The sequence below is a fragment of the Rossellomorea arthrocnemi genome, from assembly GCF_904424705.1.
GTDB lineage: Bacteria > Bacillota > Bacilli > Bacillales > Bacillaceae_B > Rossellomorea > Rossellomorea arthrocnemi.
The window spans coordinates 52126-77269 of the sequence record NZ_CAJGBF010000005.1 but is presented as its reverse complement, the minus strand read 5'-3'; the positions used below and the strand labels follow the sequence as shown (position 1 = coordinate 77269).

The 25144-nt window shown below is 44.2% G+C and carries 22 protein-coding genes; 15 read left to right on the top strand and 7 right to left on the bottom strand.

Annotation, left to right across the window (positions count from 1 at the left end; genetic code table 11):
• Window positions 1-15 precede the first annotated feature (15 nt).
• The gene (locus BAA9072_RS09215; RefSeq protein WP_201714397.1) at window positions 16-648 is read right to left on the bottom strand and encodes a YigZ family protein; all 633 of its coding nucleotides are present in this window, start codon (window positions 646-648) and stop codon (window positions 16-18) included.
• Between the two features lie 533 nt (window positions 649-1181).
• Here BAA9072_RS09215 and BAA9072_RS09210 point away from each other — a divergent pair.
• Together BAA9072_RS09210 and BAA9072_RS09205 are read left to right on the top strand one after the other, a co-directional pair.
• The gene (locus BAA9072_RS09210; protein ID WP_201714396.1) at window positions 1182-2324 is read left to right on the top strand and encodes a sensor histidine kinase; all 1143 of its coding nucleotides are present in this window, start codon (window positions 1182-1184) and stop codon (window positions 2322-2324) included.
• A gap of 29 nt (window positions 2325-2353) precedes the next feature.
• Entirely contained in the window at window positions 2354-3031 is a 678-nt protein-coding gene (locus tag BAA9072_RS09205; RefSeq protein WP_201714395.1) for a response regulator, read from the top strand.
• A 163-nt stretch (window positions 3032-3194) separates the two neighbouring features.
• On the opposite strand, the gene BAA9072_RS09200 is transcribed toward BAA9072_RS09205, so the two are convergent.
• Window positions 3195-5570 carry an immune inhibitor A domain-containing protein gene (locus BAA9072_RS09200; RefSeq protein WP_201714394.1) on the bottom strand — a complete coding sequence of 792 codons (2376 nt, stop codon included), beginning with the start codon at window positions 5568-5570 and terminating at the stop codon, window positions 3195-3197.
• Between the two features lie 314 nt (window positions 5571-5884).
• Here BAA9072_RS09200 and BAA9072_RS09195 point away from each other — a divergent pair, with 314 nt between their 5' ends.
• The 3 genes from BAA9072_RS09195 to BAA9072_RS09185 all read left to right on the top strand — a co-directional run bounded on the left by BAA9072_RS09195 (window position 5885) and on the right by BAA9072_RS09185 (window position 8074).
• On the top strand, window positions 5885-6427 hold the full coding sequence (locus BAA9072_RS09195; protein ID WP_201714393.1) for a signal peptidase I: 543 nt from the start codon (window positions 5885-5887) through the stop codon (window positions 6425-6427).
• Window positions 6428-6488: 61 nt separating this feature from the next.
• Window positions 6489-7211 (top strand): hypothetical protein, encoded by a 723-nt coding sequence (locus BAA9072_RS09190; RefSeq protein WP_201714392.1) that lies wholly within the window; start codon window positions 6489-6491, stop codon window positions 7209-7211.
• A 59-nt stretch (window positions 7212-7270) separates the two neighbouring features.
• A complete protein-coding gene (locus tag BAA9072_RS09185; protein ID WP_201714391.1) occupies window positions 7271-8074 on the top strand; it encodes a hypothetical protein in 804 nt (267 codons plus the stop codon).
• Between the two features lie 1477 nt (window positions 8075-9551).
• On the opposite strand, the gene treR is transcribed toward BAA9072_RS09185, so the two are convergent.
• Entirely contained in the window at window positions 9552-10274 is a 723-nt protein-coding gene (gene treR, locus BAA9072_RS09180; protein WP_201714390.1) for a trehalose operon repressor, read from the bottom strand.
• Between the two features lie 118 nt (window positions 10275-10392).
• Here treR and BAA9072_RS09175 point away from each other — a divergent pair, with 118 nt between their 5' ends.
• Window positions 10393-11004, top strand: coding sequence for a nuclear transport factor 2 family protein (locus tag BAA9072_RS09175; RefSeq protein ID WP_201714389.1), 612 nt, complete (start codon window positions 10393-10395; stop codon window positions 11002-11004).
• Window positions 11005-11059: 55 nt separating this feature from the next.
• On the opposite strand, the gene BAA9072_RS09170 is transcribed toward BAA9072_RS09175, so the two are convergent.
• The 3 genes from BAA9072_RS09170 to treP all read right to left on the bottom strand — a co-directional run bounded on the left by BAA9072_RS09170 (window position 11060) and on the right by treP (window position 14863).
• The gene (locus tag BAA9072_RS09170) at window positions 11060-11296 is read right to left on the bottom strand and encodes a hypothetical protein (protein ID WP_201714388.1); all 237 of its coding nucleotides are present in this window, start codon (window positions 11294-11296) and stop codon (window positions 11060-11062) included.
• A gap of 122 nt (window positions 11297-11418) precedes the next feature.
• Entirely contained in the window at window positions 11419-13104 is a 1686-nt protein-coding gene (treC, locus tag BAA9072_RS09165) for an alpha,alpha-phosphotrehalase (RefSeq protein WP_201714387.1), read from the bottom strand.
• A 343-nt stretch (window positions 13105-13447) separates the two neighbouring features.
• Window positions 13448-14863: a PTS system trehalose-specific EIIBC component gene (treP, locus tag BAA9072_RS09160; protein ID WP_201714386.1), complete on the bottom strand. Its 1416-nt coding sequence runs from the start codon at window positions 14861-14863 to the stop codon at window positions 13448-13450.
• Window positions 14864-15316: 453 nt separating this feature from the next.
• Here treP and BAA9072_RS09155 point away from each other — a divergent pair, with 453 nt between their 5' ends.
• The 3 genes from BAA9072_RS09155 (at window position 15317) to BAA9072_RS09145 (ending at window position 19693) form a co-directional block, all read left to right on the top strand.
• Window positions 15317-16234, top strand: coding sequence for a C40 family peptidase (locus BAA9072_RS09155; protein WP_201714385.1), 918 nt, complete (start codon window positions 15317-15319; stop codon window positions 16232-16234).
• A 1676-nt stretch (window positions 16235-17910) separates the two neighbouring features.
• Window positions 17911-18870, top strand: coding sequence for a nuclease-related domain-containing protein (locus BAA9072_RS09150; RefSeq protein WP_201714384.1), 960 nt, complete (start codon window positions 17911-17913; stop codon window positions 18868-18870).
• 277 nt (window positions 18871-19147) lie between these two features.
• Window positions 19148-19693, top strand: a complete 546-nt coding sequence (locus tag BAA9072_RS09145) for a DUF6241 domain-containing protein (protein WP_201714383.1) — start codon at window positions 19148-19150, stop codon at window positions 19691-19693.
• A 42-nt stretch (window positions 19694-19735) separates the two neighbouring features.
• On the opposite strand, the gene tagU is transcribed toward BAA9072_RS09145, so the two are convergent.
• The gene (tagU, locus tag BAA9072_RS09140; protein WP_201714382.1) at window positions 19736-20671 is read right to left on the bottom strand and encodes a polyisoprenyl-teichoic acid--peptidoglycan teichoic acid transferase TagU; all 936 of its coding nucleotides are present in this window, start codon (window positions 20669-20671) and stop codon (window positions 19736-19738) included.
• A gap of 68 nt (window positions 20672-20739) precedes the next feature.
• Between tagU and BAA9072_RS09135 the strand changes: the two genes are divergently transcribed.
• The 6 genes from BAA9072_RS09135 (at window position 20740) to rsgA (ending at window position 25103) form a co-directional block, all read left to right on the top strand.
• Window positions 20740-21114 carry a magnesium chelatase subunit ChlI family protein gene (locus BAA9072_RS09135; RefSeq protein ID WP_201714381.1) on the top strand — a complete coding sequence of 125 codons (375 nt, stop codon included), beginning with the start codon at window positions 20740-20742 and terminating at the stop codon, window positions 21112-21114.
• Between the two features lie 17 nt (window positions 21115-21131).
• Entirely contained in the window at window positions 21132-21359 is a 228-nt protein-coding gene (locus tag BAA9072_RS09130) for a DUF4160 domain-containing protein (RefSeq protein WP_201714380.1), read from the top strand.
• A gap of 62 nt (window positions 21360-21421) precedes the next feature.
• On the top strand, window positions 21422-21820 hold the full coding sequence (locus tag BAA9072_RS09125) for a DUF2442 domain-containing protein (RefSeq protein WP_201714379.1): 399 nt from the start codon (window positions 21422-21424) through the stop codon (window positions 21818-21820).
• A gap of 32 nt (window positions 21821-21852) precedes the next feature.
• Window positions 21853-22884 carry a DnaD domain-containing protein gene (locus BAA9072_RS09120; protein WP_201714378.1) on the top strand — a complete coding sequence of 344 codons (1032 nt, stop codon included), beginning with the start codon at window positions 21853-21855 and terminating at the stop codon, window positions 22882-22884.
• An 84-nt stretch (window positions 22885-22968) separates the two neighbouring features.
• Entirely contained in the window at window positions 22969-23280 is a 312-nt protein-coding gene (locus BAA9072_RS09115; protein ID WP_201714377.1) for a hypothetical protein, read from the top strand.
• Between the two features lie 761 nt (window positions 23281-24041).
• Entirely contained in the window at window positions 24042-25103 is a 1062-nt protein-coding gene (gene rsgA, locus BAA9072_RS09110; RefSeq protein ID WP_201714376.1) for a ribosome small subunit-dependent GTPase A, read from the top strand.
• Window positions 25104-25144: the final 41 nt, after the last annotated feature.

Here is a 25144-nt window from a genome sequence, read left to right as displayed (position 1 = left end):
TCCTTTAGTATATGTCTACAGACCGCTCTCTAAGTACTCTGTCCCGGCTTCTTGAACGTCTCCCTGTCCGTTTGTCAATTCTGTCATCCACTCGACAAATTGCTCCTTCAGGGCTTCCTCTACATAGACGGCTACTTCAACCATATCCAGATAGTTGATTTCTTTCAACTGATACTGAGACGATCTCACTTCATTCTCAACCTTACCCAACCACGTATAATCGATTTTCGTCTGCATCACCCTCATCAGGCGTCTCTCAATGATACCAGTGGCGTTAAGTCCTTCCGAGACAACCCGTCCGTATGCACGGATCAACCCGCCTGCACCAAGCTTAATTCCGCCGAAATAACGTGTCACTACAACGACGGTGTCTTTCAAATCCCGTTTCTTTAACACTTCAAGCATAGGGACTCCGGCTGTTCCACTCGGTTCTCCGTCATCATTCGCTTTCTGGATCATATTCTGCTCACCGATCATATAAGCAGAGCAGTTATGATTGGCATCATGATGTTTCTTTTTGATCGACGTGATGAATTCCTGAGCTTCTTCCTCGGTCTCCACCCGACTCACATACGTGATGAATCGGGAGCGTTCTATAGTGATTTCATGTTCTCCATAACCTTTTACAGTATTATAGTGATGTAGCAACCTCATTTCTCCTTTCCCCATTGTCCCAACTTACGACAAAGTACGCGCATATTTCCTCCTTCTACTATATATAAAAATGGTGAAGAATGCACAATTTGAGAAAGAAAAAGGGCATATTGTCAGGCAAAAACTGGCTCTACATGAAATAATGGTAATACAATGTAATCAAACTTTAATCTCCGACAATATGTGACATGGTATAATGGACGCTGATAGTAATACTTCGTTGTTCCAACGCTCTCTGGGGAAAGCCGAATGGTCTATATAATTCCCATTCATTCTCTATTGTTCCTGGAGCGAATAATCCCTTGGTAGAAGTATTACATAGGAATATGCCTAGATGAATAAAGGAGTTTAGTGACTTTCCATTGAATTGATAATAGGTACTATCTATTATAGATAAATAGTAGGTCTATGGACATGAAGAAACCAATGTGTCCTGAGCTTATTAAACCGATTATTATTATGTAAGGATAGTTTTCATAAAGCTTTTCTAGGTGGACGACTATCGTGGAACAAAAGAGGGGTGTACCGTGTCACTTAAAAAAATAGACACCAAGATGTTAGATAGCATCCTGAAAAAGATGGTCGATACGGTTGACGAAAGTAAGGATGAAATCTTTCAGATTGGCGAGCAATGTCGAACTGATTATGAAGATTTATTGAGAGAATTACTGGAAGTGAAAGAAATGGTCCTGAAGGTGATTGATGAAGGGGATAATCTCCAACAGAAATCGAAGTTTGCCAGGCTTAGACTTTCTGAAGTCAGCAAGCATTTCCAAACCTATTCAGAGGACCAGGTAAGAGAAGCGTACGAGAAAGCTCATGACCTGCAGATGAAGCTCTCCATGAACAGACAGCAGGAAAAACAACTTCGGAATCGCCGGGATGAACTCGAAAGACGCTTACAAGCACTCGGGGACACGATTGAACGGGCGGAGAACCTTTGCTCACAGATATCGGTTGTTCTGAATTACTTAAATAGTGACTTAAGGCAAGTGAATGAGGCGTTAGAAGACGCGAAGCAGCGCCAGGATTTCGGTCTCAGGATCATCGAGGCACAGGAGGACGAGCGGAAACGCCTGTCCCGTGAAATTCATGACGGCCCTGCACAAATGATGGCGAATGTAATGATTCGTTCGGATCTAATCGAGCGGGTGTTCAAGGAAAAGAGCGCAGACGACGCCATCAGGGAAATCCGCGATCTCAAACGGATGGTCCGCTCAGCCCTTTATGAGGTCCGCCGCATTATCTATGATCTCAGACCTATGGCGCTCGATGACCTTGGGTTGATACCGACCCTCAAAAAATACTTGAGTACAATCGAAGAGTATAACCAGCAGACCTCCATTCAGTTTGTGAATATGGGGCTCGATCTCAGACTTCCTTCCAAATTCGAAGTCGCTCTGTTCCGGTTAGTACAAGAAAGTGTTCAGAATGCCCTTAAGCACGCAGAAGCCACACATATTCAAGTTAAAGTAGAAGTAAAGAAAGACCAAATAACAGTTGTCGTTAAAGACGACGGTAAAGGATTCGATAAAGAAAAAGAAAAAACGGGATCCTTTGGCATCATGGGGATGAAAGAGCGTGTCGACCTTCTAGAAGGAGACATCACGATTGACTCAAAAGTAGGAACAGGAACGGTCATATTGATCCAGGTTCCGCTTAATACGTAAATTTTCCAAGGTTTAGGGAGGCGAAAGACATGGCAACAAATATTGTAATCATTGACGATCATCAGCTTTTCAGAGAAGGGGTTAAACGAATCCTCGAATTCGAACCTTCTTTCAACGTAGTAGCAGAAGGTGATGACGGTTCAGAAGCAATGAACCTGGTTGAAACACATGAACCCGACGTTGTCCTCATGGATATTAACATGCCGGAAATAAACGGAGTGGAAGCAACGCGTGAATTAATGGACAAATACCCGGATACAAAAGTAATCATCCTATCCATTCACGATGACGAGAACTACGTGAACCATGCGCTGAAAACAGGTGCACTGGGGTATCTGTTAAAAGAGATGGACTCAGACGCGCTTGTCGACGCTGTGAAAATCGTCGCTGAAGGCGGTTCATACGTACATCCTAAAGTGACGCACAACCTGGTTGCAGAATACAAGCGCCTGGCAAACGCCCAAAACACAGGCGGATTCCAGCAATCCGAAGTTCGCCGCCCGCTTCACCTATTAACACGCCGCGAGTGTGAAGTGCTGCAAATGCTTGCTGACGGAAAGAGTAACCGCGGTATCGGTGAAGGCTTATACATCAGTGAAAAGACGGTTAAAAATCACGTAAGTAATATCCTTCAAAAAATGAACGTGAACGACCGTACTCAGGCAGTGGTGACTGCGATCAAGAACGGCTGGGTAGAAGTACGATAGTTTAGAGAGATATGTGTATTGTTAATTTGTTGTTGAGAAAACAGTCCTCCCTGGTGGAGGGCTGTTTTTTTGTGGTGGAGAAGAGAATCGTGCAAAAAAAATGCCTGGACAAGGGAGTGAGAACGACCCTTGTTCAGGCATTAATCTCTTGCATTCTACTATTCTACTTCGATAAAATGATCGAACCGACCGATTTATCTTTTGCCTGGTCATTTACCAGTACTTTCAATCCGTAATGGCTGATATTACGACCGGCATCCGGCAGATAGGAGTTATTATAATCTTTCATATCATTAAACAACGGTACTCCACGCTGACTTGGAAGAGTCAGAGTTTGATCAGGATACACCAAGTTCAATCCTGAAGTTGGCATGAAGTTGAAGGCTGCGTCGGCTACATGGTATCGGCTCGTCGCGGCTACTCCAGTATTCCACACTAAATTCGTGTCATCATGGGCATCCACAACCCCAAGGAACCCGTCACCAGGGTGGATACCTGTCCAGTTATCAGTGAACGTATCATCCACGTACCAGACGACCAGACCGCCATCATAGCTCATCAGTGAGTTACCGCGTGCGATGTGGGCAAGACCTTCGTCCACACCTTGATGGTTCCGCCATTCCAATAAATAATAGTGATCTATATATTTGTTTCCATCGAAGCGTTCGAATCCATTGAAAGTGAATGGAGAGCTTGTTGCTTCAGCGCCATCACTGAATACAGTTGCACCGTCGGCAACCACTTTGATATTATCCGCAAAGAAACCGGTTTGAGTTGTGCCCCAATCAGAAGCATAACGTAATCGCAACTTGATTTCTTGGCCGGCATATTGATTTAAATCAAATGTTTGGGCTTCCCAACCATCTGAAACCCCTGTGAATCCTGGCATTGAATTGAGAATTGTCGGATATCCTTCAGGAACCACATCACTTCGGGTGTTTTCATTCCCTAATGATGTCCATGTTTCTCCGTTATCTGTCGAAACTTGGACGAATCCGAAATCCCACTGTTCTTCGATATCATACCATGCATCAAATGTAAGCTTGGCAGAGGATTTTCCTGTTAAATCAATATCCGTCACCATATTCGAATCCATTTCATCGGCTTGACCGCCCCAATACTCATAGCTTCCGGAAGCCGGAGTATTCACAGCCGTTTTCTTCTCTGGAAGATTTACTTGAATCGCCTGATGATTTTGTCCGTTAGGGGAATTGGCCTGATCCAGAAGGAAGCTCGTCCCTTTTTTCTTTAAATCTTCAAAGTCGACAACGGTCGGCTTGGTCCAATTTCCGCCAAGTGTCGATTGTAAGTAAGCTTTAGCCCACGGGGAGAAACCAGTCGGTTCAGCACCCGGAACCTTACCTGCCCAAGAGCCTGCAGACATGATCGACCAGTATTCAACCGCATCTCCGGCACCTGAGTAGATCGTGTCATATTCATCCGGTAATCCCAGGTCATGACCATATTCATGAGCGAATACACCAGTGGCGCCATCTTCCGGCATCATCGTGTAATCATAGAATCCCGGTTTACCTTTACCAAGTCCATCAGGGTCAACAAGGGCAGCAGAACGGTGAGACCAGATGGCATCATCAAATAATGAACCGCCTCCAGCTTCCTGTCCCATACCTGAGTGGATGATTTGCAAGTGGTCAACTAATCCATCCGGCTCCCAGTAGTTTCCATCTCCATCTAGATCATGTGGATCTTCTAAGTCATAATCTTCAAGGGGAATTCCTGCCGCAAGTGCTGCAGCATAAGTATCTGCCACTAATTTCTTCGAACCGCCAGGAGTCACATTGTCATGGCCTCCTGATGATCTGTCAGCTCCGTAAAATTTTGCTGTACCAGGAACCTTCAGCCATCCGAATGCATTTCCTTCAATGGTATAAGTCCCGCCTGATTGTTCTTCATAGTATTGCTTCTGAGAAACGAAATTCTCACCATTAGGACCCGTTACTCCGTCCTCTCCAAAGATCATTTCTTCGAAGTGCTCTGTATTGTAATCAGCATAGTAGTTATCGGTTTCGCTTGGTTTGATATTGTTATGAGCGAAATCTGAGTATTCTACCATTAAAGTAAGCAACTTCCCTTTTTTAGCCACTCCCGGTGATGGGGATTCCTTCACGGGCTCAGGGTGTTTTGTACTTCCTTGTAGCTTGCCGCTGCTTTTTTTACTGGCTTCTTTGAAATTCTGATGCTTTTCGGATTCAGCTGCTTTCACCTTAGGAGCGATTGGATCCTTTCCACTGTTGTCTTCTACTTTCTTCCCTTTTAATTCAATATACTTTTCCAACGCTTTTTGTTTGGAGGCATCGGAAGCCTTGGATGAAATCTTTCCCTGTTTGATCAATGAGGCAAGCAATCTTTCATCATTAATCAAGGCAGCATCCAACGTCCCGATGAAATGTGAATCTGATTCTTTTACTTTGCCTTCTGTCACCACACTTGCCGACACAGATGAACTTGCTGGAATCCCAGCCAATAAAGTCCCTGCCATCACAACTGAGGTGATGCCTGTTTTGAATAACTTGTTCATACGTAACCCCCTAAATGTTTTTTTGGTACATTCCCATATTATTCTATTAAAATTCACAATTCTAGAAGAGTCGCTCATCAAAATACGACATATTGGAGGGAGTTTTTCTAAGGAGCGGTTCGCCATTCTTCTTCGATTAGATCCTTCAAACCTTATCACAACTTGCTTTCCACCATACCAAAGCAGGGAAGATAACCTAGAATAATTTGTCGTATTTTAACGAACGTTTTTGTTCGTTATAACGTTGACACTTTTATCCAAGTCTAGTAAATTTGTGATTACAGGCGATAACTTCAATAGGAGGATGTGATGAATTGAAAAGAAAAATGGTAAAAGTGTTCACCTATCTCCTGTCGATATCCGTTCTATCCTGCATAGTCTTTCTCTTATTCGTCACCTATCAGGCACAACAGAATCCCAATAAGATCCCATCTTTTTTTGGATACAAGCCGTTAACGGTCCTCACAAACAGTATGGAACCCAAGATCAGTGCAGGGGACATGATCTTTGTGAAGGAAGGTACAGGGGAAGTGAAAGAAAAGGAAATCATCACGTTCCGGACTGACGATCAAAAGGTTGTCACTCACCGGGTGGTAAAGGTTACTCCTGAGGGGATCATGACAAAAGGAGACAATAATAATGTGGAAGACAGCTGGAAAGTGAAACCTGATAGCTTGATAGGAAAAGTGTCCGTCATCCTGCCAAATGCAGGACATGTTGCGAAATTCATTTCCAGCAAGCTTGGATTTTCCCTATTTGTTCTGCTGCCATTCCTTCTATTTATTTTGATAGAAGTATTCGATCGCACGAACAGATATTTCAACCGAAAGGAAGAAACAGCTTCAACCAAGGTTTAATCGTATCCGGTTTCAATGAAAGAAAAATATAGGAAACAACATTCGAGGAGGAAATTATTTTATGAAATCAGTTAAAAAAGCATTATTGGCAACATCATTGGCAGGGGCTTTAGTGGTAAGTGCAGGATATGGTACATATTCTTGGTTCACATCCAGTACATCGGCAACGGGAACCATCGATACAGGAAATCTATCCGTCAATAACGGGGAAACCATTACGACCCCTTTATTCACAGGTGCAAAGTTTGCTCCATCACAAGTGGTCTATGGTGATCTCATTACACTTGAGAATACAGGAGATCTAAAACAAAACTTGAAACTAACGTATACTGGTTCCGTGGATAAAGCTTCGGCAGATCCGTACAAGATTTACTATATGGCTTTTAAATATAAAGCAAAACCGGATATGGACGAAATCAATGACTGGAGAATGGAATGGGAAAAAGGATTCTTCAATGGAAATCATAATCCGCAAATGAGCATGGCAAAATCGGCAGTGGCCGCATTACCAAAAGGGGTAGAGGTCGTTACTGGTGAAGCGACGGTAGAAGAAGTACAGGCCATGTCGGCACTTGCCAAATCTTCTTCAGAGGGAGACAAGACATTTAAATTCGGTAAAGACGAGTTCTTCACATTGGAAGAGGATCAATACATCACAATGGCATTCGATGTGAAACTTGATCAAAGTGCAGGGAACGAGTATCAAGGTGCAAAATATAGCGGGAATCTAATGGTTCAGGCAAAGCAGACTGACCAGGGTGCTAAATTCGAAAATAAGAAATAATGACGGAAAGATGGGGCAGTCGCTCTCAGGCTGCCTATCTTTATTGAAAGGAGAATTGAATGAAATCGCTACATAATGGATTTAAAGGGAATGGCACCCTTATCATGATCTGCACCTTCCTTATCCTTTCCTCCATCTATTTCATTTCAACTTCCATACCAGTCACTTATGCATGGTTCACATCAGGAACGAGTGCATCCGGAACCATCCAGAATGCAACAACGGAAGACTTGCTGCACATTCAATCCTCAGACGTGCAGTATGGAAGCAACTGCTCCATTGAACACTCACTATCTGTCAAAAATCTATCGGATATGAATACGAAGATAACCATCTCCCTTCAATCCGGAAGCGGAGAGGAACAGATCACCAGTCAAAAACTGAAACCGGGTGAATCCTTTCAAACCGCACCGGATGCTATCACCGACTTGACCGGCGGGTGTGAGGCAACCTCATTGACCTACCACATCAAAGGATTTGTCAACTATGTCGATGAAACCCATAGCGTCGCGGTAGACTCAAACCAATTGAAAGAAACGATTGTGCCGGAACCGGATGAAAGTAAAGTGGAGGAAAAACCAAAGGATCAAGATGAAACAAATGTAGATGAACCGGAACAGGCTGAACCTGAGAAGGAAGCAGAAGAACCCCCTGTAAAAGTAGAAGATAAAGAAGAGGAGCCGCCACCTGCAGTCGAAGAACCGGAGCAGGAGGAAAAGCCGGCAGACAAACCTCAAGTAGAAGAAGAGGCTGCAACGAATAATGAGAAACCTGAAGAAAACGTAATAAAGGAAGAAGTACCCGAAGAGAAGCAAGTGGAAGAAGAAGAGTCGGAACAAACCAATAGCATAGCTGATGAATGAAAAATAGATTAGTCCGGGCATTGTATTGACGGGCTAATCTTATTTTTTTGTTTCAGTCATTGTAGTAGTCCCGCAACAGGAGGAGGATCTATCCTTAAATCCAGTTTCTCTACAAATTTGATCTCTTTCTGGTCAGTTCTTAGTTTAAGATTGTCTGTTTTAGCTGTAGAGCGTGGTCCGGGATGGGGATTGTGGGCCGCTTTGGAGTCGGATTCCCCTGTTTGGGTCAACCTCGCGGAGGAATCAAGCGGGATTTGAAGGGGATCATGCCGGATGGAGGATAATCGTGCGGGTTATGAGTTATTCATGCGAGATTGTGATGAATCATGCGGGATTTCAGATAATCGTGCCTAGGTGTCGAATTTTCTTGATACGCAGCAAACATGATTCGAGGTCTCTTCTTTGTCAACAGGCAGATGCTCTTGTTCCTTAAACAGAGTATTTTTGCTTTTTTGATTCATTTTTAAACAAATTTCTTCTTTAGATTGTCTGTTTTAGCTGAAAGAGTGGTCCGGGATGGGGATTGTGGGCCGTTTTGGAGTCGGATTCTCCTGTTTGGGTCAACCTCGCGGATGAATCATGCGGGATTTGAAGAGGATCATGCCGGATGTAGGATAATCGTGCGGGTTATGGTTTTTTCAAGCGGCATTGTGATGAATCAAGCGGGATTTCAGATAATCGTTCCTCAGTGTCGAAAAATCTCTATACGTTCCCATGGCTATGCTCCTCAGGCTTCAGGTTCCCTTCTCCTCAACAGGCAGATGCCCGGTTCCCTAAACAGTGTATCTTTGGTTTTGATCCCCTTCCAAACGAATTTCTTCATTAGATTGTCTGTTTTAGCTGAGAGTATGATCCGGTATGGGGATATACGGCCGTTTTGGAATCGGATTCCCCTGTTTGGGTCAACCTCGCGGAGGAATCATGCGGGATTTGAAGAGGATCATGCCGGATGTAGGATAATCGTGCGGGTTATGGTTTTTTCAAGCGGCATTGTGATGAATCATGCGGGATTTCAGATAATCGTTCCTCAGTGTCGAAAAATCTCTATACGTTCCCACGGCTATGCTCCTCAGGCTTTAAATTCCCTTCTCCCTCAACAGGCAGATGCTCGGTTCCCTAAACAGTGTATCTTTGGTTTTGATCCCCTTCCAAACGGATTTCATCTTTAGATTGTCTGTTTTAGCTGAAAGAGTGGTCCGGTATGGGGATTGTGGGCCGTTTTGGAGTCGGATTCTCCTGTTTGGGTCAACCTCGCGGAGGAATCATGCGGGATTTGAAGAGGATCATGCCGGATTTAAGATAATCAAGCGGGATAGGGATTAATCGTGCGAGATTTGAAATAATCAGGCGAGATATCAAATAATCATTCCAGATTGTCGAATGTTCCTTATTCAAAGCAACTAGAAAAAGTGGTACTCCCGGCAGGTACTTCTAATAAAACAAAAAACCCACTCCCCAATCCAGGAAGTGGAACCACTTAATGCTTTCTCCGTGCAAAATCAACAAATCGGAACATATCCAGCCGGTGGCGCGATTCTGTATACTCGAACAACGTCGCATCCTTCAGATGTACATAGTTTTTGACGACGACGACATGTTCATATTCGTTCAGGTCAAGGTATTCCCGGTCTTCATCTGTACACTCTTCCACTACGATCTCTTTTTTTGCAAAATCGATGGGTAATTGGAGTTCCCCTTCAAGATATTCATAAATGGAGTTCTCGCATATGTCTTTCGTCAGCAGAGGGACCTGTTCTTTCAGAAAATAGGACTTGTCCAGGATGATCTTTTCACCGCCGATCTTACGGGAGCGGACGACCTTCCATACTTCAGCATCACGGGTAGTCTCGAGTTGAGTAGAGACCTGCTCATCGGCACGGATCAATCCGAAGTCGTGAACGAACGTCTCTATATGATCCCGACCCATGGATGTCTGGAGTTCCTTAAAGCTTACGAGACCTGAAATCGGAAAGCTCATCCGGGACACATCGAGCACGAGGGATCCTTTTCCTCGCAGCTTTTGAATGAGTCCTTTTTGCGCTAACAATGTAAGCGCTTTACGAATAGTCTCACGGGAAGTGGAGTAGATGACCGTCAGCTCGTTTTCCGATGGCAGGATCGAATTGGCTTTATACGTGCCATTCTGTATTTTTTCAGAGAGATCCTCGAAGATTTGTCTGTATTTATTGCTTTTCGTCATAATATCACCTGCTATTATTTTACCATAATTAATGGGAGGTAATGAGATTCAACTTGAGTGTTGTGAATATTTTCAATAGAATGGAGATAGCGCAAATTTTAGAAAAGGGTGAAGAGCATTGTCGAAACAGCATTGGAAGAAAATCATGTTGGGAATTGGCATGAGCACATTATTATTGGGTGCTTGTGGGGCAGACGAAGAAAAGAAGGAAGAAAAAGACACGGCAAAGAAGACAGAAGAGGTCAGCCCGAGTGAAGATCCTGCGACAGATGAGGCGGCATCTCTGAATCAGATGACGCAGGTCGTAGAAGATGCAAGCGCCCTGGAAGAAGCGGAAGGGATTCCGGATGAAGACAAGACGGCGATCAACGCAGCCTTTGATCAATATATCAACGCCTTTAACGAAGAGGATTTCAAGACATACATGAGTGTCATCTCGAAGACACCGGTAAACTTTAAGTACGAGGATGAAGAGCGCTACGTGAAGCAGATCTTTGATTCCGTCGATTCTAAGCGTACCGTGGATAATGTGAAGATCATCAACTATGCATCCGGCAAAAAAGCGGATGTCTATGCAGAAATCAAAGCAACGACGAAGGACCCGAACAGTGATAAAGAGGTGACCCGTTCAGGGAAGCAGGTAACCGTCTTCCATAATAAAGAAGATGGATGGAAGGTTGCAGCGATTTTCTTCCTGGCAAGTGAAGGAGAAGAGGAAGCGACGGAATAAAGTGAAAGGCTGTGCCCGGGCACAGCCTTTTATTTTTGATTCAATTGGAGACGACTCATCCACTCCTGACTTTGAGAAATTTCGATCGTACCAATAATAAAATGATAGCAAAACTGTAGTTGGCGACAGCAATGATGGCGAACGCCGGAAACCGGTCGGGCATGGCTGTGCCGGAAAGAATCCCAGGACTGATGAGGACGAGTGGCAGCGTCCCGCTGATGATGGCCATGAGGGCAAACACAAGCAGTCCGATCCGGATCGTTTTTCTAAGAGACGGTTGATCTGAGAACATATGAATCCTCCTGGTAAGGGTTTTGTGAACTAACTACCCTTTACCCAAATTATGGGTTTTTAACACTGTTTAAGCAGGTGAAAAAGGCATTGCCTTTAGTGGACAATGCCTCTTATGCCTTCTTATTTTGTAAACCTGAAGACAACTGACTCGTAAGGACGAAGCGTGACTTTTTCATAGAGATTCGAAGTATCTTCATAATTCGATATCAGGATCTCACTCGTCCAGCCTTCCACGTCCACTTCAATAGGCATGGTGAACTCTGTCTCGTGACCATAGAAGTTATTCAGCGCAAGGAGTTTTTCCCCGTCACCATTGCGTATATAGGCGAAAATGTCAGGGTGATCTTTCAGAATCAGCTGATAGTCGCCGTCGATGATGATGTCAAATTCCTTGCGGAGGCGGTTCAGCTTCTGGTAGTGATAGAAGATTGAGTTTTCATCTTCCAGTGCTTGTTCCGCGTTTACTTCCTTATAGTTTTTCGCAACAGGGATCCAGGGTGTGCCGCTCGTAAACCCGGCATTTTCTTCACGGTTCCATTGGACTGGTGTACGTGAGTTGTCCCGGGATTTATGGCGAAGGATTTCCAGAATCTCTTCTTCCGCTTGTCCTTGTTCCTTCAAAATGTTGAAGGTATTAAGGGACTCTACGTCACGGTACTCATCGATGCTCGTGAATTTCGGATTCGTCATCCCGAATTCTTCCCCTTGATAGATATAAGGGGTTCCTTGCATCATATGGATTGTAGTGGCGAGCATCTTAGCCGATTCGCTACGGTATTTCCCGTCTTCCCCATAGCGGGACACGATGCGCGGTTGGTCATGGTTACACCAGAAGAGGGCGTTCCAGCCGCCTCCCTCGTGCATTTCATGCTGCCAGGTAGAAAGGATCTCCTTCAGCTTCAGGAAGTCGAAGTCTGCCACCGACCATTTTTCCCCGTTTGGATAATCCACCTTCAGATGGTGAAAGTTGAACGTCATGCTGAGTTCGTTGCGTTCAGGTTTGGAATACTTGATACAGTGATTGATGGTGGTGGAAGACATTTCCCCCACGGTCATGATGTCGTATTGAGAGAAGACTTCCTCGTTCATTTCCTGCATGTAATCGTGGACATTGGGACCGTCTGTGTAATACTTGCGTCCGTCTCCAGGTGCGACGGATCCGTCATCGTCCGGAAAGTCCTGATCCTTGGAAATAAGATTGATTACGTCCAGACGGAAACCGTCTACGCCTTTTTTCAGCCAGAAATGCATCATATCATAGAGCTTCCTGCGGACCTCATCGTTCTCCCAATTCAAGTCAGCCTGAGTCACATCAAAGAGGTGAAGATAGTACTGACCTGTTTCTTCATCGTACTGCCAGGCGTTGCCGCCGAACTTTGACTGCCAGTTCGTCGGCTCGGAACCATCCGGTTTGCCGTCCTTCCATATATAGAAGTCACGGTATTCATTGTCTTTCGACTTCCGCGACTCGATGAACCACTGATTCTCCGTCGACGTATGGTTGATCACGATATCCATGATGATTTTGATGCCGCGGGAGTGGGCTTCCTCCAGAAGCTCATCGAAATCCTCCATCGTCCCGTACTCATCGTGAATATTGAAATAATCGCTAATGTCATAACCGTTATCATTCTGAGGAGACGTATAAATAGGCGTAATCCACACCACATCAATCCCAAGCTTCTTCAAATAATCAAGCTTCTCCGTAATCCCCTTAATATCCCCAACACCATTCCCCGACGTATCATAAAAACTCTTCGGATAAATCTGATACACAACCGACTTCTTCCACCAAGGCTGCTTCATACACCACACACCATCCTTCACATATTTTTGAGGGACGGACCTCACATTTCCTACTCATCCGCCAATTATATTACATATAAACATTGCTCTTATGGGATTTGTTATTTATGGGTCTGGGTTTGTGGAGGGACGGACCTTCCACACTACTTCATAAACCCTTATTTCATAGGAAAAGACGCTTCAAATATAGCAGATTTGAAGGTCCGTCCCTCTACAACCACCCTACAACCAAAAGGGGACAAACATCCCCATCACTGTCCTTTATAGGTAAGTGGTAAGAATGGATTTGTCCCCCTCATTTTAACTTGTATATACAAGTTAGTGCAACTGTTTTCTCTCTCTATCAGGCTACTTCGTTTTTGCTGAATTTGGACCAGATCATGGTCAACACGAATGGTACGACGACGGCGATGACCATACCGATGGCAAACGGCACCCAATATTCCGATTTGATGGAAAGGATACCAGGCAGTCCACCGACACCGATGGAGAATGCTTTCGTCCCGGTCATGGCGAGTAGCACACCACCGATGGCAGAACCAATCAATGCTGAGATGAACGGGTACTTGTACCGCAAGTTAACCCCGAACATGGCAGGCTCTGTAATGCCGAGATATGCGGATAGGGCAGAGGTTCCTGCCAAGCCGCGCAGTTTTTCGTTTTCTTTCTTCGCGACAAACATCATGGCAAGTGCTGCGGATCCTTGAGCGATATTGGATAATGCCAGGATCGGCCATAAGAATGTCCCGCCTGCGTTTGAGACAAGCTGTAAGTCCACTGCCAGGAACGTATGGTGCATTCCCGTGATAACCATCACAGCGTATAAACCACCGTATAAGAGACCACCTAACCAAGAAACGTGATCGAACACCCAAACGACACTGTCTGTCAGCATGTTACCGATGAAGAATGTCACTGGTCCAATTAGAATAAAGGCTGCGAAGCCAGTAATCAATAACGCTACAGGAGCGACAACCAATAACTTGATCGAGTCATGGACCCGTTTATCCAGGAATTTTTCGATTTTCGCTAATAATAATGAAGCAAATAAGATCGGTAATACTTGTCCCTGGTACCCGATTTTGTCGACTTCCAAACCGAACAAGTTCCAAGTTGGAATCTTTTCGGCAGAACCGTATGACCAAGCATTCAATAAGTCAGGATGCACAAGCATCAATCCGAGTACTATACCGAGGAGCGGGCTACCACCAAAACGTTTAACCGCCGACCAACCAATGAGTCCCGGCAGGAACACGAATGCGGTATTCGCAATCAAGTTAATGATGTTCGTGAGATCTGCCCATTGAGGGTACACATCAATGACTGATTTTTTGTCAAAAAAGATGTCCGGCCCGGTCAGGATATTATTCAGACCCATCAACAAACCGGCCGTTACGATCGCCGGCAGGATCGGAATGAAGATATCCGCCAGTACTTTGATCGCACGCTGCAGGGGATTCAGGTTTTGAGTCGCAGCATCCTTTACATCCTGCTTCGATGCCTGCTCGATCCCCGTTTCTTCTGCCAGCATTTGATACGCTTTATTCACAAGGCCCTGTCCAATGACAACCTGGAACTGACCATTGGAAGAGAAGGACCCCTTCACCAGATCAATTGCCTCTAATCTTTCTTTATCAACCTTTTTCTCATCATTCAGCACCAGCCGTAGACGAGTCACACAGTGAGTGGCCGTGCGGATATTATCCTTGCCGCCAATCGCTTCAATGATTTCGAGAACGTCTTCACGTTTCACGCTCATGAAATTCCCTCCCTTGGAATGATGAAAGGTGTCTGGCACCTTTCATAAAAGCGTTGTACCCGCTTTCATTTCTATTAATGGAATTCCCCTAAATAGTATGTGAAAAACGCTTCCGTTCATGCTTTCGTAAAAAATAGAACGAAACGCTTTCATTTTTATAGGGATGTTGTATATACAAGATATGATTCTATTGTATTCATGTATATACAAGTTGTCAATAAAAAGTGTAGCCGTTTTCATTTTGATGATGAATATCTTTAGGAGAAATCACTCACTCTCATAACGCCATATCGACAATTGGTAATCAGTCCATAAAGTACCAAGTGTTATTATACTGGGGTTTCTTCCTGATTTTTCTTCATATAAGAATATTAGCCTATTAAAATATGGGTCTCTTTCATAGATAATGGACAAGCACTAAAATTCGACACTATTTATGAAGGAGAAATATTTTTGAAGAAAACAATTATTGCCTTTACTGCTGCTGCACTAGTCTCGACAATGGCTGCCAATTCAACGGAAGCGGCTTCTTACCGCGTTCAATCAGGTGACTCCCTTTCCGTGATTGCTTATAAATATGATACATCTGTTTCAAACTTGAAAAACTGGAATAACCTTAGCTCTGACTTGATCTATGTGAATCAAGTACTGGAAGTATCAGCTCCAAGCAGTTCTTCTGCGAAAACCTATACGGTACAGTCAGGTGATTACCTTTCAAAAATCGGGGCAAAATTCGACGTATATGTTTCAGAACTGAAATCATGGAATCATCTAAAGAGTGATATGATTTATCCCGGACAGACATTGATTGTTTCCTCCGGCGGTACAACAACTACTCCACCACCAGCGGGATCAAGCACCTACACTGTACAGTCAGGGGATACTCTATCTCACATTGCCGTCCGCTATAATGTCAGCGTGTCCGACATCATGTCCTGGAACGGACTTAACACAAGCACAATCTATGTTGGTCAAAAACTGTCCATTAAAGGAACTTCAGGCGGAACGGAAACGCCATCTTCAAACGTCGTTGACATCGCCAGGAAATACGTAGGAACCCCGTATGCATGGGGAGGCACATCACCATCAGGCTTCGACTGCAGCGGATTCATCTACTATGTATTCAACCAGGCCGGACAATCGATTGCACGTACGAACACTGAAGGCTACTACAGCAAATCATCCTTCGTATCAAGCCCGAAAGCAGGCGACCTCGTATTCTTCGAAAATACGTATAAAGCCGGCATCAGCCACATGGGAATCTACGTCGGGAACGGGGAATTCATCCACGCATCGGACAGCGGAGTAGTCGTTTCGAAATTGAGTAATACGTATTGGAAGCCAAAATTTGTCGGGTATAAAAGATTCTAAGTTTGATTGAAACGTCCTGCCTTGAGGGGTAGGGCGTTTTTGATTGAGATTGTGAAGATTATTCGACACGTCGGCATGATTATCTGAAATCCGGCATGATTCATCACAATCCCGCATGAAAAACCCATCCCCCGCATGATAATCCTGAATCCGGCATGATCCCCTTCAAATCCCGCATGATTCTTCTACGAGAATCCCCCAAACAGGAGAATCCGCCTCGAAAACGGCCCACAACCCCCAGCCCGGATCACGCTCCCAGCTAAAACAGACAATCTAAAGAAGAAATTCGTTTAGAAATGAATCAAAAAAGCAAAAATACTCTGTTTAAGGAACCGGGCATCTGCCTGTTGAGGGAGAAGGGAGCCTGAAGCCGGAGGAGTGTAGTGGTGGGGACGTATATAGAAAATTCGACAGGGCGGCACGATTATCTGGAATCCCGCATGATTCATCACAATCTCGCATGAAAAACCCATAACCTGCATGATAATCCTACATCCGGCATGATCCCCTTCAAATCTCGCATGATACTCCCGCGAGGATACCCCAAACAGGAGAATCCACCTCCAAAACGGTCCACAACCCCCATCCCGGCCCACAATCTCAGCTAAAACAGACAATCTAAAGAAGAAATTCGTTTAGAAATGAATGAAAAAAGCAAAAATACTCTGTTTAAGGAACCGGGCATCTGCCTGTTGAGGGAGAAGGTAACCTGAAGCCGGAGGAGCGTAGTCGTGGGGACGCATATAGAAAATTCGACACGGCGGCACGATTATCTGAAATCCGGCATGATTCATCACAATCCCGCATGATTCTTCCGCGAGACTGACCCAAACAGGAGAATCCACCTCCAAAACGGCCCACAATCCCCATCCCGGATCACAATCTCAGCTAAAACAGACAATCTAAAGAAGATATTCGTTTAGAAATGATTAAAAAAGCAAAAATACTCTGTTTAAGGAACCGGGCATCTGCCTGTTGAGGGAGAAGGGAAACTGAAGCCGGAGGAGCGTAGTCGTGGGGACGCATATAGAAAATTCGACACGGCGGCACGATTATCTTAAATCCCGCATGATTCATCACAATCTCGCATGAAAAACCCATATCCCGCACGATAATCCTGAATCCGGCATGATCCCCCTTAAATCCCGCATGATTCTTCCGCGAGACTGACCCAAACAGGAGAATTCACCTCCAAAACGGCCCACAATCCCCATCCCGGATCACAATCTCGGCTAAAACAGACAATCTAAAGAAGAAATTCGTTTAGAAATGAATGAAAAAAGCAGAAATACTCTGTTTAAGGAACCGGGCATCTGCCTGTTGAGGGAGAAGGTAACCTGAAGCCGGAGGAGCGTAGTCGTGGGGACATATAAAGAAAATTCGACACGGCGGCACGATTATCTTAAATCCCGCATGATTCATCACAATCCCGCATGAAAAACCCATCCCCCGCATGATAATCCTACATCCGGCATGATCCCCCTTAAATCCCGCATGATTCTTCCGAGAGACTGACCCAAATAGGAGAATCCACCCCCAAAACGGCCCACAACCCCCATTCCGAACCACGCTCCAACCAAAACCAGACAATCCAAAACAATTTCTGGTCAAGAAGCAGGATTTTCTTAATAAATGGAGAACTATTTTATAAATGGAAAGGAGTGAAGTATTCCTATATGATTGTGAAAAAGCGGACCCCTCCTCTTAAACTTCTTCAAACAGAAACCTTATTGGATAGGCTGAAACCTCCAAATCATCCGAAAAGATCACTTATTGAGCTGGATTTAAAGAAGCGGAAAGCCGGATATAAAGGGGAGATCACGGTTGATTATCATTTGAGTTTCCTGACTGATAAGAAGTATTTGATTTTTAATGATGTAAGACTTCCTCTTGCTCCAGATTATTTTCAGATTGATAGTCTTCTGGTCACTCCTTGTTACGCTCTTCCGATTGAAATCAAAAATATTGCCGGGACCCTGATCATTGATCCGGAATTCAATCAGCTTTCCCAACATTTCAATGGAGTCGAAACGGGTTATCCGGATCCCATCACACAGGCCACCCGCCAGAAGTTGTTTCTTCAGAAATGGTTTTATACTAATAAGCTTCCTTGTCCTCCAATTGAATTCCTCGTTGCCTTCAGTAACCCCTCGACCATCCTGAAGATGGCTTCCGGTCACAAGCGGGTCTCTCCATACGACAAAATGATTCATGCTCAAAATATCGTAAGGGAGGTCAGTAAGCTGAATACCCAATATACCCGTGAAGTCATTGATTTAAAAAAAGTAAAAAGACTTCTCCTGAGTCAGCACCGATCAGCCTATTCTTCTATTCTATCCGCCTATCAACTGACAGAAACCGATCTCATCAAAGGAGTTCGGTGTGAGAGATGTTCCCAGATCATGGGAAGGGAGATAGGTACATGGCTCTGCCGGGGCTGCGGTCACGTATCGAGAACCGCTCATCGAAAGACGATTGAAGATTACTTCCAACTCATCAAACTCTCCATCACCAATCGGGAACTGAGAGCTTTCCTTCAACTATCCTCTGCAAAAACAGCAGCAGAAATACTCAAAGCACTTAACCTGAAAATGACCGGTTCTACAAAGGGTGTTGTATACACAAAGGAATTCTAATATTCCATGATTAGAGAATGATAAAGTAGGGTACAGATGAAGACAGGGGTGCTGGGGAATAGGAACAACAAAAGTCCAACGCGTCACAGCAGCCCCTGCTGATGAATGTATCCATTAAAAAACCACTCTGAAACATCCCCAATTCTATATTCCACTCATGCGAATATCCTTCCTATATGGTAAATGAGATACTATTATTAAATAATAGGAGGACATTCCACCCAATATCTAGAAAACTACTACATACATAAAAAGCTGTAAAAGGGGAGAGTGGAACATGAGCAGGAAGGCAGTCGGTATCATCATCGGGAGTGTTCTGTTGCTGACAGCATTAGGTGTTTATATAGCAGTAGGCAGTTTGGACAGGAATCTGCCGGGAAATAATGGGGCAGTGCAGGGATCAATGGATGGTGGCGCCGAGCAGACAGCAGCCAGCGGGGTGAAGGATGACAATGTGGCATCGGAAGGCGGTAATCCCTTCGGCGAAAAAGTGAAAACACCGTTAAGTGAAGTCCTGATGCAGCAATATATCCATGCCATGAGCCATCAAAAGGTACAGGCGAAGGAAAAATGGTCTTATTTCAAAATAACGGATGAGAGAATTGACTTTCTGTTAAGTCAGTTAGAGATTAATAAATATGAGCATGAAGAAACCTATAAGGGGATCCTGACGAGCTGGAAGGACGGGGATTTTTCGAAGGCCGTGAGTGATCATAATAAGATCTGGCGATTGCAGGACGGAACCGTCGGCAAAGCATCCGGATTGTTATCCCCTAAGGCAGAGGAAGCTTATATCGATAAACAAAAGACAGAGAAGAGATAAAGAAAAGGCTCAGGACGCCATCGCATCCTGAGCCTTTATTGTTTATAATTCCAGATGATCCCGGAGAGTACCTTGAATCTCACTCAATTCCTCATCAGGAATCACATAATAATAGATACCATCGATCTTCGTACCTGAGCCTGTCTTGATCTGGATCTGTTGAATATCCTTAGAAGCGGATTTATAATGCTTCTGAATATCGACCATTTCCTCGAATTTCAGGTTCGTCTTTACGTTGTTTCCTAACGCATCGAAGATATTATCGAAATTCCATAGGCTTGAGACGCTGGCACCTTCGTTGATGACGGCCTGGATGACTTCACGTTGTCTAAGCTGACGGCCGAAGTCCCCACGTGGATCTTCATATCTCATACGGGAGAAGGCAAGTGCTTCCTTCCCGCTCAGCTTAAGCTCGCCTTCTTTAAAGGAGTAACCGCCGTAACTGAAGTTCAGGTCATTATTCACTGTTACACCGCCGACTGCGTTGACGATATCTTCGAAGCCTTCCATGTTGATCTGTACGTAGTAATCAATCGGAATATCCAGTAGACCTTCAACGGTATCCATAGACATTTCGACCCCGCCAAATGCGTAAGCGTGGTTGATCTTATCCCTTGTACCATGCCCGACGATGTCCGTCAGAGTGTCACGCGGGATGGAAATCATCTTCACGGATTTCTTATGCGGATTCACGGTCAGTACGATCATGGAATCAGATCGGCCTTTATCGTTTTCCCGTTCATCGACGCCCAGTAACAGGACGGAGAATGGTTCTTTATCTGTGAATGTTACTTCCTTCGTCCGTTTCGATGACATATCCCGGTCGATCGGCGTATGCATCGTTTCCACTGCTGAGTTTAAGCTATGGTAAATGCTGTAGGCGTAAGCCCCACCACCAAGAAGCATCAGGAGAAAGGCAATCCCGACGACCCTTAACCATATGCGTTTTTTACCTCGTTTATGTTTCTCTGCTCTCATCTATTCGTTCCCTCACCTTTTTTTTGCAACCTAATCATTACCATATCAGATTATGAGGGAAAAGCCTAGTGAAATATCACTGGAAATCGATCCATTTACCTAATCAGATCAAGGGACGTTTTTTCTCTTCCTTCATATCTAAATGCTCTTTCATATCGGTCATTTCCCTGATGAGAACCTGGGTATTGAACCAGGCAGCGAATGAAAAGATCACGGCGAGAATAAGAGCGACAGTGATAAAGACAGTCATAGGTTTCACCTCGATTCAGTCATCTTTCTTCATGATGCAGGTGAAGGTTATTCGACTTGCGAGAACGATCGCTGATTTGGACGATTCAGTAAAGGTAACGGAACAACATATGTGGGAAGCGGTCAAACTGCATAGGAGACCGCCAAGTGAGAAACATCATGGTGCCCGAGTGATTGGTGAACCTTTAACTTGATGACATAAAGAAAGAAGGTGGAAGAATCATATGCCGATGATCAGCAAATTTTGGGGATTACCATACATTTGTATTACAACGATCATGATCCTCCTCACTTTCGTGTAAATGATTCTGGATTTATGACAAGAATAGAAATAATGACAGGCGAATATGTAAAGGGAGACGATGCTTTACCCGCAAGCAAAGAGAAGATGGTCATGAAATGGCTTGAGCTTTATAAAGGTGATATGATGAAGGCGTAGAATGACTGCAGGCGTAATGAGGCACCTTGCAGAATACCACCCCTAAACCAGGAGGTGTTTTGATGATTCACATAGATAATGTAGCTACAATTCCTGAGATGGACGGATGGCTTCTCATTGATTTCACCAATGGATCCAAAAAGTTCGTAGACATCAAACCTCATATGGAAGGTATTCTTAAAAAACTGAAAGACCCTGAATTTTTCAGTAAAGTGTATGTGGATGATGAATTGAGAACCATCACTTGGCCAGGAGAGCTGGATCTGGATCCCGATCAGTTACACAGAGAAGGAATCGATCTAATTGAAAGCAAAAAAATCATTGAAGTACGAAAAATACAAATTTATTGGAAAGAGCTTGAAGACAAAGCGAGGGTAAATAGCCCTGGCTTTTTTTGTTTTCTTTTTCAAAAAATAATTTCCTCTTCAGGGTGTCCTATTTCACTTCTACTCCCTATATAAACCATGAAAAGATCAGAAGGGTGGAAGAAAAGATGAAATCAGGATGTCAAGTAGTGGATCAAATCGGGGAAATGGAAATCGTGGGGAATATCGTTCCTCATCTATGGTACAAGAACATTACCTTTTCAAGCGGGAAAGCCCATTTTGTGGCGATTACGTTACTCGCTGATATCGTCTATTGGTACAGGCCGACGATGATCAGGGATGACAGCGGAATGGTCGTCGGGGCCAGGACGAAATTCAAGGGGGACATGCTGCAGAAGAGTTATCAGGCCTTTGCGGATACATATGGGTTTACGAAGCGTCAGGTGAAAGATGCCATTGATTTTCTGGTGGAGCATCATTTGCTGATTCGGGAGTTCAGAACAATCTCGTCTTCGAGCATGATTTTAAACAATGTGATGTATGTGCAGCCGGTCGCTGGGAATGTGAAACGGATGATGGAGGAACGGTGTAACGTGACAGAGCTTGTTTCCATTTGCCCACCTGATACGCCGGAACGTACCACGTCATCCCCTTCAAAGGAGGGTCTGACACATCAAGAGGAAGGGGCTCCTGAGGTGGAAGCTGGGACGTATACAGAGAGTACTTCAAAGAGTTCTTCAGAAAATCATGAAGAACAAGAACAAAGCGCGGCCGAGTGTCCGGTGACCTTTTTCAGAGACAATGGATTCGGCCGGGTGGGGACGTATATCCAGGAGAAAATCAAAAGCTGGTGTGACAGTCTTTCCGAAAGTCTTGTGGTGGAAGCGATGAAGAGGGCGGTTGAACAGGGGAAGTATTATTGGAGCTACGTAGACGCAATCCTTGTGAATTGGGAGCAGTTAAAGGTTCGGGATGTGAAGGATGCGAGGACGAAAGAGTCCCAGAGAATGTTTGAGAAGCACTCTAAGCGAAACGTGTGCAGCGGAACAAGGAAGCCGGTTCGGACGGAAATGCTGCCGGATTGGTTCACCAGTGAATCACAAGACTTTCTTGATATTACCGACAAGGAGTTTGAAGCGGAGAAAGCCAAGCTGATGGAAGAGCTGAAAGCGTATCGTGAGCGTGGGGCTGTCATGTGAAATGAAACTAAATGAAAAAAGTTTGTTCGATGGTGTCCTCCTGAACCAAAAATCTGTATATAAAGGGTGAAGGAGGAGATGAACATGGATCAAACAGTATGGATAAAGGAAGAAATGGTGGATCATGAGGTGTATCGAAACCCGGCGGACTTACGGGTGTATGTGTGGATTCTGCTTCGTGCAGGACAGGATGGTACGTATATTCACGATAATAGTAGGATGTTACATGACATGAGTGAGTCGCTTTGGTATTACAATGGGAAGAAGTTGGATTGGTATTCGAGGGAGTGGATTAGGGATTGTCTCGTAAGGTTGGAGGGGTATGGGTTGATACGAAATATTGAGGATGGGGTTGTGGTGACGTATAAGGATGGGGAAGGGCCGCCGGGGAGTTAGAAAAACGTTTGGTTGGAAGAAAGAAATGTCGAAATGGAGGGGTATGAAGAGATAAACGGTTGTTTAGTGTATTCAAGTTTGAAGATGGGGACGATTCTCTTGCTTCCGTTCGCTCTTACTAAGAGAGCTTTGCGGAGATTCAGAAGAACCGTCCCCACTCTACTATAAAGGAGGATTTTCCAATTGTATGAAGAAGTCAATGGAAGATATAAATTTTGAAGAAGTGAGTTAGGTGATGGACGAAACGATGCACAACATGAATACAATCGTAAAAAAAAGGGGGCTCCTGAGGTGGAAGAGGGGGCTTGTACAGAGAGTACTTCACGTCTTTATTACTATCTCCGGCACTCGCTTTTTTTCCGGCAAACCCACTGAATATTCCAGCGAACAAGATAATACTTAGTAATACTTTCACCCCTTTTTTCATCCTTACCTTCTGCGTATTCAAAATACTCGATCTAAAGACCCTGTCCGAATCCAAAATCCATAATATAGTAAAAAAGTTTTCGTCATTAATAGATTAAAATATTCTTTTGGGCATATTTTCTCAGTGATCAACGGGACAGTTCTCTTGTTTCCTCATTAATGAATAGTAATAGCTGATGTATAAGCCAATGGAAGAACAAATAGTCCATTCAGGATGGTTCAATAAACCTGGGTAGATGATATTGTCTAATTGAAAAATATGGTTTAGTATTATTTTAGAATATTCTTTACTATCTGATTTTTAGCAGGTTTGGATATACATAGGAGGAGAATGGATGGAGTTATCTCAGTTGGGCTGGAATTTATCTTTAGCAGAGAAGTTTAGTGAATATAAAGAATACGGGTATGAAGTAGGGAGAATCGTTCTCGAGCATAAAAATAGTTACCGGGTCATGACCGAAGCGGGCGAGATGTTTGCAGAGGTGTCGGGTAAGTTCAGACACATTGCGGAGGAGAGAAGCGAATTCCCTGCAGTAGGAGATTGGGTGGCCATTTCTATATTAAGAGAAGAGGGGAAAGCTACAATACATGGTATTCTTCCACGGTTTAGTAAATTTTCCCGGAGAGCTTCCGGGGAGTCGACTGAGGAGCAAATTGTCGCTACGAATATTAATACAGTGTTTCTGGTGATGTCTTTAAACAATGACTTCAATATCAGGCGCATTGAAAGGTACTTGATTACAGCATGGGAAAGCGGAGCTAATCCAGTCATTGTCTTGAGTAAAACTGATTTATGCGATGATATTGAATCGCGGGTCAAGGACATTGAAGATGTTGCGCCAGGAGTTCCGATCCATGCGATAAGTGCAACGGAAGGTGTGGGTCTGGAACCCCTGAAGGGATATTGTCTGGAAGGTAAGACAGTTGCACTTCTTGGTTCTTCTGGTGTAGGGAAATCGACGATATGTAACTATTTATTTGGAGCGGATAAACAGCAGGTGAAGGAAGTAAGGGACAGGGATGATAGAGGGAAGCATACGACCACACACAGAGAATTGATTATTCTTCCTGATGGTGGAATCCTGATTGATACGCCAGGTATGAGAGAGTTGCAACTTTGGAATGTAGACAATAGTATGATGAAAAGCTTCTCAGATATAGAGGTATTGGCTAAAGACTGCAAGTTCAATGATTGTCAGCATGAATATGAGCCATCTTGTCGTGTGAAACGGGCAATCGAAGAAGGACTGCTGGATCAAAAACGGTATGATAATTATAAGAAGTTCCAGAAAGAATTAGCCTTTTTAGATAGACAGACGAATAAACGATCACAGCTACTTGAAAAGGAAAAATGGAAGAAGGTGTCTGGTGATCGAACTAGATCTAATAGAAGGTAGCAGGATCGTTCAATTAAAAAGGGAAAGAAAAGGGTGAAACA